Origin of the sequence: Microcoleus sp. Pol12A5, assembly GCF_036701435.1 — a bacterium.
In the GTDB taxonomy this organism is placed as follows: domain Bacteria; phylum Cyanobacteriota; class Cyanobacteriia; order Cyanobacteriales; family Microcoleaceae; genus Microcoleus.
This window is the reverse complement of the sequence record NZ_JAUBQU010000034.1, coordinates 1-13,456: the sequence shown is the minus strand read 5'-3', so window position 1 is coordinate 13,456 and position 13,456 is coordinate 1. Positions and strand designations below refer to the sequence as shown.

9 protein-coding genes are annotated in these 13,456 nt (G+C 46.5%); 5 read left to right on the top strand and 4 right to left on the bottom strand.

From position 1 onward, the window contains the following. Nucleotides 1-186: 186 nt before the first annotated feature. From QUA45_RS11870 to QUA45_RS11850, 5 genes are all read left to right on the top strand, one after another. Entirely contained in the window at nt 187-4,527 is a 4,341-nt protein-coding gene (locus QUA45_RS11870) for a hypothetical protein (RefSeq protein WP_333220828.1), read from the top strand. A gap of 309 nt (nt 4,528-4,836) precedes the next feature. Beyond that, a complete protein-coding gene (locus QUA45_RS11865; protein ID WP_333220826.1) occupies nt 4,837-5,502 on the top strand; it encodes a sugar transferase in 666 nt (221 codons plus the stop codon). 82 nt (nt 5,503-5,584) lie between these two features. Next, entirely contained in the window at nt 5,585-6,430 is an 846-nt protein-coding gene (locus QUA45_RS11860; RefSeq protein WP_333099444.1) for an ADP-ribosylglycohydrolase family protein, read from the top strand. A 208-nt stretch (nt 6,431-6,638) separates the two neighbouring features. Beyond that, nucleotides 6,639-7,163 carry a CDP-diacylglycerol--glycerol-3-phosphate 3-phosphatidyltransferase gene (pgsA, locus tag QUA45_RS11855; RefSeq protein WP_333099445.1) on the top strand — a complete coding sequence of 175 codons (525 nt, stop codon included), beginning with the start codon at nt 6,639-6,641 and terminating at the stop codon, nt 7,161-7,163. A gap of 45 nt (nt 7,164-7,208) precedes the next feature. Continuing rightward, on the top strand, nt 7,209-8,660 hold the full coding sequence (locus QUA45_RS11850; protein ID WP_333220824.1) for a methyl-accepting chemotaxis protein: 1,452 nt from the start codon (nt 7,209-7,211) through the stop codon (nt 8,658-8,660). A 140-nt stretch (nt 8,661-8,800) separates the two neighbouring features. Here the strand turns inward: QUA45_RS11850 and QUA45_RS11845 are convergent, their stop codons facing one another. From QUA45_RS11845 to QUA45_RS11830, 4 genes are all read right to left on the bottom strand, one after another. Beyond that, nucleotides 8,801-10,546, bottom strand: a complete 1,746-nt coding sequence (locus QUA45_RS11845; protein WP_333220822.1) for a diflavin flavoprotein — start codon at nt 10,544-10,546, stop codon at nt 8,801-8,803. Beyond that, nucleotides 10,539-11,168, bottom strand: a complete 630-nt coding sequence (locus QUA45_RS11840; RefSeq protein WP_333220820.1) for a hypothetical protein — start codon at nt 11,166-11,168, stop codon at nt 10,539-10,541. Before QUA45_RS11840 ends, QUA45_RS11845 begins: the two co-directional genes overlap by 8 nt. A 212-nt stretch (nt 11,169-11,380) precedes the next feature. Further along, the gene (locus tag QUA45_RS11835) at nt 11,381-13,108 is read right to left on the bottom strand and encodes a diflavin flavoprotein (protein WP_333099450.1); all 1,728 of its coding nucleotides are present in this window, start codon (nt 13,106-13,108) and stop codon (nt 11,381-11,383) included. Nucleotides 13,109-13,198: 90 nt separating this feature from the next. Further along, nucleotides 13,199-13,456, bottom strand: a 258-nt coding sequence (locus QUA45_RS11830; protein ID WP_333220818.1) for a hypothetical protein, incomplete at its 5' end; no start/stop codon positions are given.

The window sequence follows — 13,456 nt, the reverse complement described above, 5'->3', positions numbered from 1 at the left end:
ACTAACCTATCATAGGCAATAGAAGCGCTCCGAAGGCAAAAGGTTAATTAACAGTTGTCAGAAAATATTAGTAAATTATTGACGGACTCGCATTCAGATTATTCTATCTATTGGCATCGCTGCCGCCTGACTTCAGTCTTTTGTCGGTAAAGTTTCTCCCAAGCCGCATTCCCAGAGGTTCCGCCCTTGAATTCTCAGAAGTACAAAATTCAAGCACTGATTGCTGAGATAGACGAGGTACTCAGCAAGCCCGCACCCCGCTTGCCTTGGACGGGTTCGATAGATACTGTCCACCAGCGCCAACTTTTAGAGCGAGTGCGCGCTTATCTGGTTTCCTCAGACTCAAAGCTAACAGTCCCAAAGGCCCCCGCCCGCCCAAATGTGCCCCCGCAACCAGTTCCAGTGCCCAAAGTGCCTCTGCCCGCCTCTCGCCCCTCAGCTGCAGAGCAAATCATGCTTGCCGTAACCGGAGAAATCAGCCATCTGCGTTCAAGCCTGACAGGGCCGCTCCAAGAAGACATAGAAGCTTTGCGGCAAGAGCAGCAAGCTCTAATTCAAGAAATCAAACAGCTAGAAGCAAAACGGCAGCAGCAACAATCCCTAGCTCAACAACAAGCCAACCAACAGCAAATCATTGCTGAATTCTTGCAGGTACTAACTGCCCGCTTGGAAGAAACCTTGACTAGCAATTTCTCCCAAATTCTAAGTTCGCTAGAAAATCAGTTATTGCAAAGCAGCGCAGCACCATACTCTTTGGGCAGTGCGCCTGATGAACAGTCGGCTATTGATGTCACACTGAACCGACAAACCTCAGAAGAACACCCGCTGCTGACGCCGGCTCAGAGATTGGAGCAAATGCAACTGTTCCAATCTCGTGCTGACAGTCTGCTGATGAGTCTCGATTCTAGGATGGCTATCGTGTTCGAGGCTTTGCAAGCAAATCTGCAAAGCTATCAAGCTTCCTTGAGACAAGAACTCGAAAATATGTACGGTTTGAGCCAGCAGAGCGAGGCGATGTTCGCAGCTTTGGTCAACCATTTGGCTTCACAGTTGGGGCGAGAAGCATCTTCCTACGTTCAACAGCCGATCGATTTAGCAAATAATCTCGAAACCGTCACCCCAACCGCAGCCGATCGATCTCCTATCGCTCCCGCCCTTTCAAATACTCCAGAGACTCTGGCGGGAGAATCGGTGCAGGAAATTCGGACCGGCGAATTCGGAGACCAAGACAGATTTCCCTATGCCGGTACAGAAATTTCTCCGCAATTCAGAAAGTTGAGGCGCGACCGCGACCGCATTCAATCCCCAAGTTTGCTCCCGGATGGGGAAGATAATGTGTTGGGTGATACACCCGAAATATCTCGAAATGCAACTCGGTTTACTGGCGGTGAATTGGATAACAGGGTAACAGAAACAGACGAAGAAGTTGATGACTTGTATGCAAGCTTGTTCGCTGGAGAAGCGGTTCCTGAAGTAGAATTACAAATAGAAACTTTTCCGGTAGAAAATAATGTAATTGAGACAAAAAGAGAACGCTTAGAATATCAAGCAGCGACGGATAATGAAAATGCAGAATCGATAAAATTGACTGAAGATTTGTTTGTAAATCTACTGGATGAAAGCGAATCTCTGGAAGAGATTTTAGTAGAGGAAAATTCAGAATTTGTAATGCGGAATTCTGTAGAGCGTCTAACTTTAGATAGTGCAGATTTATTTCAACCGCAAGAGGCAACAGTACCTCCAGTTTCAGAAGCATCACCCTCAACTGCTGAGGTGCAAATTGACGCGGACGATCGAGAAAATATAGAAACGGGTCAAAACATCAGCGAGCAGTTCGGCGCTACAGTGCCTCAATCAACAGCTTCGCCGTTGACAACGCCTGTAGAAATTAGCCCTCGCCGACCCAGTGCCACGCCCGCTGTACCAAGTGTCGGTGACTCGCAAACTGGCGAGTTCGACTCATCCTCGCAGCGGCTAGATGATGGGTACATCCAAGCTTCGCCGGACGAGGATTTGCTGCCGGTGGAGACATTAGAAGATGACCTCGATCGAGATCTAAATCTGGACAACAATACTCTCGAACTTTTGGAGGCAGACCTCTACAATCTGGAGGGATTGGAAAATACTAGCTCCCGGCGATCGAATTTCTCAGCCGCTAACAGCTTGGATTTATCGGCGAGTTCTCCCGATGACATTGCAAAAAATCCCTTTGCCGAGGCCGCAGATGAAGAACTCGGAACGCTGGAGGATTTGTTCTCCGATGTGTTGGAACTTTCATCTGATGATGAACCCTTTGTTTTGGAAAACGAACTTGAGGATGATTTGTTTGCGGAGGAAGACGAGTCGAATTTGACGCTAGACGAGATTTTGGCTAGTTTGACCGAGACCGATCGCCCTTCGACTGATTCTTCCCCTCCAGAAACTGCCGAAACTAACGAACTGCGATCGAGTCCTCCAGAAAGTCAAAAAAAAAAACTAATTTCGATAGAGAGTAAAGCAGGAGTTGTTGAGGGGAAAACCGATTTTAGCGAGTTTGCCGGGATACAGCAGCAAGACTCGGCTGGGTATTCTGCAGCAGATGCGATCGCCCCATCCCGAAAAGGCCGGAATTCTAGCTGGTATTTGGGCATTGATTTTGGTTCCAGCGGCCTGTCTGCAGCTTTGCTCGATCGCACCAGCGGCCAGTTGCACCCAATTTACTGGGAAGCGTCGCAGGTTGAGCCTTGGGCAGCAGACGCCAGCTTTCGGGTTCCCTCGGCTGCAGTGCTGGCGGAAACAGCCCCAGGAAGCCCAGGGTCAGAGGTGACAGTCAAGTCGGTGGGATTCCGACCTCAGCCTTTGGCTGCAGGAGAATTTTTACTGGAAAATTTTAAATTGCCTTTAAAGGTGGGCATTCCTTATCAGCGGAAGGCTGCTGGGATGTACGAACCGCTGTTGCAGTGGTTGCCCTTGCAGGCTTTTTCGATCGCCTTGCCGCTGCAAAGTGTGCGGGCACTGCTGGCTACTTTGAATCCGAGTTTGCGGGGAGAAAAATTTGACGGATCGGGGGAAGTTTTGGATTCTGCACCAAGGGAGATTTTTGCAGGATTGCCAGTTTCCAATTTAATCTCTAGGGCTTCGGGACTAACGCCAGAAACTCTCGATGCGGCGCTTTTAGACTTGCAGGGTGTCATTTTGGGGACTCCAGCGGGCTGGTCGGATGTTTATATGTTTAATCTGCGGGAGGCGGTTTTGGGCGCGTCTTTGGTGGCTTCGGGTTCGCAAATTTTTGTGGTGGAAGATGCGATCGCCACTTTGCTGGCTGCTGTAACTCCTGTGAACAATGGCATGGAAGTCGAGTCGTCAGCCGTGGATTCTGCTAATGACTCAGAAGAAGCTGCACCGCTGAGTGTGAATGCTTCATCTTTTAGCGGGGGAACTTTGATTTTGAATGCGGGGGCGGCGACGGTGGAATTAGCTTTAGTTGAGTTGCCGTCGAATCTTCAAGATTTAACTCGTGCTGATTTTACTTGCCAGAGTTTTAGTTTTGCTGGCGATGCTTTCGATCAGGATATTATCTGTCAGTTGTTGGCTAAAAATGAAACTTGGGGAATGTCGATCGATTTGCCACGTCCTGGCCACCCTGATTTGCCGAGTCGCTATCAATTGCAGCAGCGGTTACAAGGTTCTGCTTTTGGCCTGCAATTGTTAGAAGCAGCAAGGCAAATAAAAGTTATTTTGCAACATCAAAAAAGTTTTGCTTTGGATATTGACCAGCAGCATTGGGATGTGAAGCGCAAAGATTTGGAAAGTCTGGTTTTAGTGCCTTTTGTGCAGCAGTTAAACCGCGAATTGAATGCTTTGCTCAGCCGCGCGGGAATGTCGCCGGCGGGGATTAATCAGGCGATTTGTGCGGGTGGTATGGGTGCTTGGCCTGCGATCGCCCGCTGGTTGCGGCAGAAGCTGCCGAATGCGATCGTAGTTCAAGACCACGAATTGCAGTTCGATCGAGATATTTTTGAGATTCACAATTCTGCATTAAATTCTGTATCTCAAAGTACCAATTTTTCTAAAAAATTTGGTCGAGTTGCCTGCGGGTTGGCGAGTTTGGCTCTATATCCTCACATTTTGGATGTGTCGCAGCAGCAGTACAGCGACTTTTTTCTGCTGTGGGAATTAATGCAGGTTTTGGGTGAGGAAACTTTGAGCTTTCAGGAAATTTTGCAGTTGTTGGAACGTCAGGGCGTGAATACCCGCACCTGCGAACCCCGGATTTTGCGGATTTTGGAAGGAAATTTGCCGGCGGGACTTGTGCCTGCGGAGGAAGATTTCATGCTGTTGGCCGAGGAGTCTAGACAAAATCCTGATTGGGAAGCAATTTTGGCTGAGCCGCTGTTCTTTGAAGATGTCTCGCGGGGTTATCGTTTAAATCTCGAACACGCCTCTGTTGTCCGCGAATATTTAGGCAAACTCGCCTCTAGCAGCCAGCAAAAATTGTTAGAGCCGCTAACACTTGCTTGGGATGTTGGCACCGATATTTATCGCTAAACGGCAACAAACCCGGTTTCTCAGTAGAATCCTCCCTGTCTTTTGGGAAGAGTCCTAGTCGAAACCAGGTTTTTTTTGCGTCCAGGAGTAACTTTTTTCTGTAAATTTACGTAACTTTATATAAACTTTATACGTTCTTATAAAAAACACATAGAAACTTTATACATTTTTAAAGATTGTGCAAACCTCAGCATTTCAGGCTCTGCAGATTTGGGATGGCTAATAAGATGGAGGTAAGAGATCGTTAAAGTTGAGACAAATCATATGAAATTTCCGATGGGTGCCTCGTGGAAATCATCATTATCAGAAATGCTGTCCTTATTTTTTCAAGAATTTACTTACAGAGTCTGTGTATCAAAAAAACAGCATCACCGATCCGTAACTAGCAAGGTAAAACGGTTAATCGATATTTTGGGCTCGCTGCTGGGACTGGCAATTGCTGCTGCGGTGGCGGTGCCGGTGGCAGTGGCGATGCTATTGGACAATCCGGGTCCGCTGCTTTACAGTCAAGTCCGCTGCGGCTTCAAAGGGCGGCTTTTCAGAATGTGGAAATTTCGATCGATGGTTGTCGGTGCAGAAAACCTCAAACATTTAGTTAGGAACCAAGCCAATGGTCACATTTTTAAGAATGAAAATGACCCGCGAATTACCCGCGTCGGCCGCTTCTTGCGGTGCACGAGTTTGGACGAGTTGCCTCAATTCTGGAACGTGTTAGTCGGTGACATGAGTTTGGTGGGAACTAGGCCGCCAACTCCTGATGAAGTTGCTGCCTATGACGATTTTCACTGGCAACGTTTAAATGTCAAACCCGGTATGACTGGGGAGTGGCAAGTCAACGGACGGTCTGGAGTTAAAGACTTTGACGAGATTGTACTCATGGATCTCGACTATCAGCGCAAGTGGTCTGTTGTTTACGACATCACTCTGATTTGCCAAACAATTTGGGTTGTCTTCAGTAAAAACGGTGCGTGTTAATAGACTTGCTGTTTCGGGGTGTTTTTGGATTTTAAATTTTAGGCCAAACCGGGGATGAAATAGTTGGAAACTGATTAAATATATGTTAATAGAATTAGCGCTTGGTGATGCTTACGGTGCGGGTTTTGAATTTGTTGACCAGCAGACGATCGAAATGTACAACAATCTCAACGGCTACATCAAGCATCCCCGTCACGATATCCAGCCTGGATGTTACACGGACGATACGCAGATGAGTTTAGCCGTCGCAGAAGCTATCGTCAGCCGAGAACCTTGGACACCGGAACTTTTAGCCAGCAAATTTGTTGCAGCTTTTCACCGCGATCGGCGATTTGGTTATGCTGGTAAATTTTACAATTTTTTGCTACAAGTTCAAGACGGAAAAGAATTCTTAAAAAAAATTCACTCCGCTAGCGATAAAAGCGGATCTGCGATGCGAGCAGGTCCTATTGGCATTTTTCCTACTATTGAAAAAGTCATCGAAAATGCTACCGTTCAAGCTGCAATTACTCACAACACTCCTGATGGCATTAATGCAGCTATAGCAGCAGCCTTGATGTCCCATTACTTTATTTATCAGCTAGGTTTAAAGAAGAATTTGGGAAACTTTCTAGAAAAGCACGTAGCTGGTGAGTGGTCGATACCTTGGCAAGGAGAAGTCAGCGTTAAAGGTTTGGTCTGTGTTAAAGCAGCTATTACTGCGGTCATGCGAAACGATAGTATGAGCAAACTTCTCCAAGATTGCATTGCCTTTTCGGGAGATGTCGATACAGTAGCAACTATTGCTTTAGCTGCTGGTTCCTGTAGCAGTGAAATTGCCCAAGACCTGCCAGAAAATTTGGTACAAGGATTAGAAAATCAATCTTACGGCAGAGATTATATCATAGAACTGGATCGACAGTTAATGAATTGCGCGATCGACTTCTGACTTCTTCCTGAGATAGGTTACATTCGTTAAATACCTTACACTGTTTCGTTGGCTAAATTCTTTATATGAAGATTAAGATCAACTGTCACAAATAGCGTTAAATTTTATGTAGGTAGTTGCGCTTGAGGGTTCTTTCCTAAACTAAGAGCGCTAAAGCCCAACTACATACCTTTGTTTAATTTTCCAGTTTGCCTTAGTCCTATCTATTATGAATTTGCCTAATCTGATTACTTTTTCTCGCTTGCTGGGAGTACCTTTCCTGCTCTACGGTTTGTACGACCCAAGCGCTCAAAGCCGCTGGATTTGCACCGCGATTTTTGTGGTAGCTGCGGCTACTGATTGGCTGGACGGCTATTTGGCTAGGAAGCTGAATCAAATTACCGATTTGGGTAAGTTTCTCGATCCTTTGGTGGATAAATTATTGATTCTCGCGCCGCTTTTAGTGTTGATTGAGTTGGGTAGAGTCCCGGCTTGGGGAGTGTTTTTGATTTTGGGAAGAGAGTTGACAATTGCGGGGTGGCGTGTTAATAAAACTACGATTTCGGGAGCTAATATTTGGGGGAAGTTGAAGACGGTGAGTCAGATTGTGGCGATCGCACTTTTAATTGCTCCTCTGTCTGAAGCGTGGAATTTTCCCGCAGTAATTGCTTTTTGGGTTTCTGTGGCTTTAACTTTGATTTCTGGCGCTATTTATCTGTGGCCGGAAAAGAATGCTGAGCTTGACAAAGCCTAGTTCGTCGTTATTCCTTATTCTGTTGAATATAAAATCTAAAATCCAATGAACTTAGGGATTCGGGCTAAATTATTGGCTAGCTTTGGAGCTTTGATAGCCTTACTCGCAGGTGTGGGGTTTGTTGGTTGGCGAAACACAGTTGAACTAGCCGAAGATGCGGAGAAATTGTACACATATCAAGTTAAGGGGACAGTTGCTTTAGCCAACGCCGAGTCGGCTTTGTGGAAGCTTCGTTACGGCTTCCCCCAGTTTATAGTTCAACCAGAAAAGCGATCGGAAATTTTGGCGCAAGAGCCACAGTTATACAAAATAATTGACGATAGCCTGCGAGAATATGCTAAAGGTGAACTCACAGCGGAAGAGCAAGCAGCTTTCAAAAAAGTGCAAGATATTTATCAAAGGTATGTTGCAGCTAGACCTAAGTGGTTTGAGTTGCAGCAAGCAGGCAAAGTTAAGGAAGCAGCAGAGTATCGCGCAGCTACGACAACTCCCTTCGGTGCCGAAACAGTTAATAACTTTTCAGCACTAATCGACCTTCAGCGAAAAGTCGGCGCAACAAAACACGATCAAATTGAAGCGAAGATTGGGCATTTGACCGTCCTGCTACTGCTTACTCTCATCTTCGCTTTGTTGTCCGCAGCATCCCTGACTGCGATCGTCAGCAGTGAGATTGTTAACCCAATAGTACAATCTGTGAGGAAGATTGTCTCTTCTTCAACGCAAATCGCCGCCGCCGTGGCTCAGCAGGAACACACTGTGTCTCAACAAGCTAATGCTGTGAATCAAACGACTGCGACGATGAATGAGTTAGGTGTTGCTTCGGGACTTTCAGCCAAGCAAGCAGAAGCATCAGCAGTCTCGGCTCATCAAGCGCTAACACTAGCTGATTCCGGTAATAAATCCGTAGAAAATACCATGAAGGGGATAGTAACTATTCAAGAAAAAGTAGGAGCGATCACCAAACAGATTACCTATTTGAGCGACAATGCTGTTAAAATTGGTGGAATTTCTGACCTAGTAGCCGATATCGCTAACCAAACCAATATGCTGGCTCTCAATGCCACAGTCGAAGCAGTCCGTGCTGGCGAAAATGGTAAGGGTTTTGCTGTAGTTGCGACAGAAATTCGCCGACTAGCTGAGGAAAGCAAAAAATCAGCCGAGAAAATTAATACTCTGGTGACAGAAATTAAAGTGGCGATCGACCATACGGTGATAGTAACGAATGAAGGAGCAAAAACAGCGGAGCAAGGTATTAAACAAGCTCAAGGGACAACAGAAATTTTTGCGGGTGTAGCAGATGCGATCGACACAGTATTTTTGAACAACAAACAGATTTCTCTGAATGCTAACCAACAGGCGGTCGCAATTAAACAAGTGCTTGAGGCGATGAACAATGTTAATTTAGGAGCAACAGAAACTGGGAGTAGTCTTGCTCAAGTTAAACTCAGTACGCAACTCCTCAACGAAACCGCAGAAGAACTTAAAAAGCTATCTTAGCATCAGGAATAATGCGCTTCGGCTGCGCGAGCAGTCAAGTCTCGGTTCCTGAGCGAAGTAGAAGGTCAGGGTAAAAAGAAATAAGAGGGGGTACGAGGGTACCGCCCTACAACAACAGGTTTCTGCGAGATTGTTTCGATTTAATAATGACTCCCAGATTTCCGGTAGTGCACCGCTGTAACCCCGTCATTTTTCAGCAAATGACCGTTTTCAACCGCCGCATAAACTACCCAGTGATCGCCACATTCCATCCGACTTATCACTTCGCATTCCAGATAAGCTAGAGCATCAGTCAAAACTGGACAGCCGTTGCTAGCTTCCATTGTTTCGACTCCCGCAAATCTGTCTTCTCCCGGAGCAAAGTTTTTCATGAAATACTTCCGCAACTGTCGCCCTTCGGCTAAGATATTCAGCACAAACTTATCTCCGGCGTACATCAAAGCTTCGATCGATCGATCTTTTGCCACCGCAATCGTCACACCGGGCGGATTAAACGTTGCTTGCGACACCCAGGAAGCAAGCATCGCACTGCTAACCTCCCCCCGCTTCGCCGAGAGTACGCACAGCGAACCAACCAATCTCCCTACTGCTTGTTCAGTGCGATCGCTCCCTGCTGCTAACTGCGGTTTCGGTGCCCGCAATTTTTGCGATCGAATCAAAGCTTGAGCAAAATCTGTTCCCGCTTCTTTGCACTCGTGAATCGTCGCCGCCGTCGGCTTGAATTTGGCTCGAATCGGCTCAAATCCAATTCGATAGCCAGCATCTTTCAGCTTGTTTTCCACTAAATCGATCGCCTCTCCACTCCAGCCAAAAGAACCGAAAACCCCCGCTAATTTGCTCTTAGTTGCGGTAGATAAAACAATTCCCAAAGCTGTTTGAATTTGCGTCGGAGCGTGTCCTGCTAGGGTGGGAGTTCCGATGATAAATCCCGCGCATTTTTCGATCGCCTCTTTAATTTCTCCCGGTTCGGCAAATTCGCAGTTGATACTTTCCACCGCAACGCCGGCTTTAGTAATTCCTTTGGCGATCGCCTGCGCTAAAGTAGCCGTATTTCCGTAAGCCGAAGCATAAATCAAAGCAACTGTCAAGTCTTTTGAATTTTGTTGCTGGCTCCATTCCCGATACAAATTGCTCAGTTCATTAAGGCCGTAACGGACGATCGGGCCGTGACCGGGAGCATAAAATGCTGTTGGTAAATCGGCTAATTTATCCATTGCGGCCAGCACTTGTTTTGCCTGAGATGCGTGCAGGGAATCGTAATAATAGCGCCGATCTTCGCTGTAAACGCTCCACCCTTCATCGAATACTTGGTCGCCGCAAACGTGAGCTCCAAATAGTTTGTCTGTGAACACAACTCGAGTTTGCGGATCGTAGGTGCAAAGTTCATCAGGCCAGCGAGGAGTCGGAGTCGCGATGAATTTTAAGGCGTGACCTTTTCCTAAGTTGAGAGTTTCTTCTCCCCGAACGATCAGAATGTTTAATTCTTGGTCGGGAAAAGCGGCTCGTAAACTAATTGCGGCGGGATTGGTGCAAACCAAAGCTACTTGAGGAGCTAATTCTAACAGAGCTTTAATTGTGACTGACCTGTTAGCATTGAAATGCCCCAAAATTATGTAATCCAGCTTGGTCAAGTCCACCCGTTTCTGCAAAAATTCCAGGTAATTTTGAGTAAAAGATTCCCCGGGCGGGTCGAACAAAGCTGTTTTGTCAGCTTGAATAATATAGCTATTGGCTGTCGTACCCTTTTGCAGCGAATACTCGACTTCAAATTTGAGTCGATCCCAAGTGCGCGATCGCACAATAAAAGTATCGAGTGCGATCGGGATAAACTGCACGTCGCGGGGTTTGGTATCAGAAGCCAGTCTTGGAGTCAAAGTGTTAGTCATTAATTGCACCTATGAGAAACTGAACTACAGAACTTCTTTTGATTTCGTGCCAAAACTTGGTATCTATAATGTCAAACCTTGCACCTCTACCCTGTAAATTGGTATCCAGGTCAGTCAGAAATTCCCTGGTTTTCAAATCATCCCCAATTTGGATAAAGCTGACTCCAATTTCTTCATCTTTCTCTATTTTATTTGCCGCACTTACAAGAATTTCAGCGACTGCAGCGGTATTTTCTGGTTTTTGATCTAGGACTGCAACAATTATTGCTCCTTTCTTCCCTTTGCCATCTGTTTTGTTGGCGAAATAATCGCTAAAACTTGCTTTAAGAGCTTCTTCCAAATTAATTGCAGTCGGCTTTGCTGAATCCGGTTCCGTATTTTGTCGCTGCAAAATTTCAGCTAACCGGGCAACATTGGAATTTTTATACTTCCACATAGGAGTAGAAGCTTCGTAAAGAGTGATGCCGTCGGTGTCAAATTCCTGACATTTTTTTGCTAAGTCTATCAGAGATGCCTGTGCTTCTACCCATTCCTCGTACCAAGGATGTTGGGCGTCTCGGCTGGCATCGCTTCTGGCAATAATAATTGTGTAATCTCGGTCTTCTAAAAGATTGGCAGGCATTGGCAATTCCCCTAGTTAAAATGCAGTCAAAATGACAACGGTTTGCCCGGTAAGGTGCTTAGATTGCACCCTACTTTGAGAGCCTGGTAAGGTGCTGAGGTTGCACCTTACTTTGAGAGTCGCTGCGTAAAATAAATCACGTTTCTTCCCTGAGAAAGAGTCCGTTAAATCCGTTCAACCCCCCGTACACCGATCGTTGCCGAACTTGCTTCCTAATAGTGATTTCCGACCTTGCGGTGGTGAACGGCAGGCAGTGCATCGGGATTGGAGACGCGGCCGCTATCGACGATCGCATATACGATATGATGATCCGAAAGTTCCATCCGGCTGACAACTTCGCACTCCATGTAAGCCAAAGCCTCTGTCAAAATCGGAGAACCGTTGGTTGCAGGTTGAGTTTTAACTCCGGCAAATCGATCGGCACCAGGAGCAAAACGCTTTAAAAAGTGCCTCATCAAAGTTTGATAATTGCCTTCTTCCAGCACGTTGAGAACAAATTTATCTCCCGCGTGCATCATCGATTCAATCGCCCGATCCTTCGCAACTGCTATTGTTAAACCCAGCGGTTTAAAGCTAGCTTGAGTTACCCAAGAAGCTAGCATCGCACCGCTAACCTCGCCTTTTTGAGCGGTAATGATGTACAGTCCGCCGCTGATTCGTCCCAAAGCTTTATCGAGGTCGCTGTCGAGGGATTTCATCTGTTTGACTGCTTTGTCCCGCGTCAGCCACTGTCCTAAGTCAGTGCCGGCTTCGTCGCAAAGTTGATAACTCGCTTCAGTCGGTGATTCTTTAATTAAAATGTTGGGAAATGCTTCTTTTAAACCCAACTCTTTGAACTTGTTTCTCAGCGGGTAAATAGATACGTCATCGCCACCGCCGGATTCGCACAAACCGAAAGATTGTTTGTTGTTAGCAGCAACTAAAACTGTGTTGATGGCAGCTTCGGCATTCGCAGCAGCAGTACCGCTACTCGGCGGCGAACAAATTACGATACCGGCAGCATTACCGACAAGTTCCGCAACTTCTTGCAAGTCGGCGATTCTCAAATCCATCATTTCCACGGCGACACCGGTTTTGGTGATACCGTGGGCGATCGCTTGGCTGAGTCGATCGCTAAATCCGTAGTCGGAGGTGTAAAATACCGCTACAGTAGTTTCTGCCTTAGCTTGTGCTTGGCTCCACTTTTTGTAGCGTCCCGTAAGTTCCACAACATTGTGCCGCAGCAAGGGCCCGTGACCGGTCGCAACTGTACCGATTTCTCCCAACTCTGCCATCCGCTTCATCGCAGCGAGTACCGATCGAGCGTTGGGAGCCATCAAACACTCATAATAAAAGTGGTAATCTTCCTCAACTGCTGCTAAATCGTCATCGAAGGTGCTGTCGGAACAGTAGTGCATCCCGAAAGCATCGCAGGTAAACAGCACTTGAGTTTTGCTGTCGTAGCTGAAAATAGTATCAGGCCAGTGCAAGTTCGGGGCCGATACAAATTCGATAATGTGGCCGTTTCCTAAATCTAGTTTGTCCCCATTTTTGACTACCAATCTTTCAAATGGTTGGTGTACAAGATTTTCTAAAAATTGAATTGCTACTTTCGCCCCCACTACAATCGCTTGGGGTGCCAGCGCCAACACGTCTTTGACTAAACCGCTGTGGTCTGGTTCGGTGTGGCTGATAATTAGATAGTCAATCTCTTTGGGGTCAATTTCGCCCGTCAGAGTTTCCATGTACTGCTGGCGAAACTTCTCGTGCGAGGTATCGACGAGGGCGGTTTTGTCACCGCGAATGATGAATGAGTTGTAAGTTGTACCGTTTTTGAGTCCGAATTCGATGTCAAAGCGGTCTCTATCCCAGTCCAGGCATCGAATTGCCGTTGTGTCAGGGGCAATTTCGACTTTTTCCACCGTCAATCTGCGTTGGACTCGTTCAGTCAGCGCTACCATCAGTGCCTCCTTGTCTTTTACCCATTACCTTATTCTTTTCATTCTGACACGTTTCTTTTGTAAATATTTATAAAATTTCTTATGAGGCTGTTAAGTATCCCAAAATTTATGGCGTAAGGCAGTTCGGCAACAAAGCACTGTACGGGATGTAACGGATTTGAGGAAGAAGGAAAATTCAATAAAATCAATTTTGGGTCTACAAACAGTTGACAATAAACTTGTCTCTGTGGTAATAAAACTGAGTTCAAGTGGTTCGGCGATATTAAAGTCAGCGACACTCTCACGAGCGCCGCCGCTCTCCAAAACCGTGCGTGAAAATTTCTCTTCACACGGCTCCTCAGTGACTCG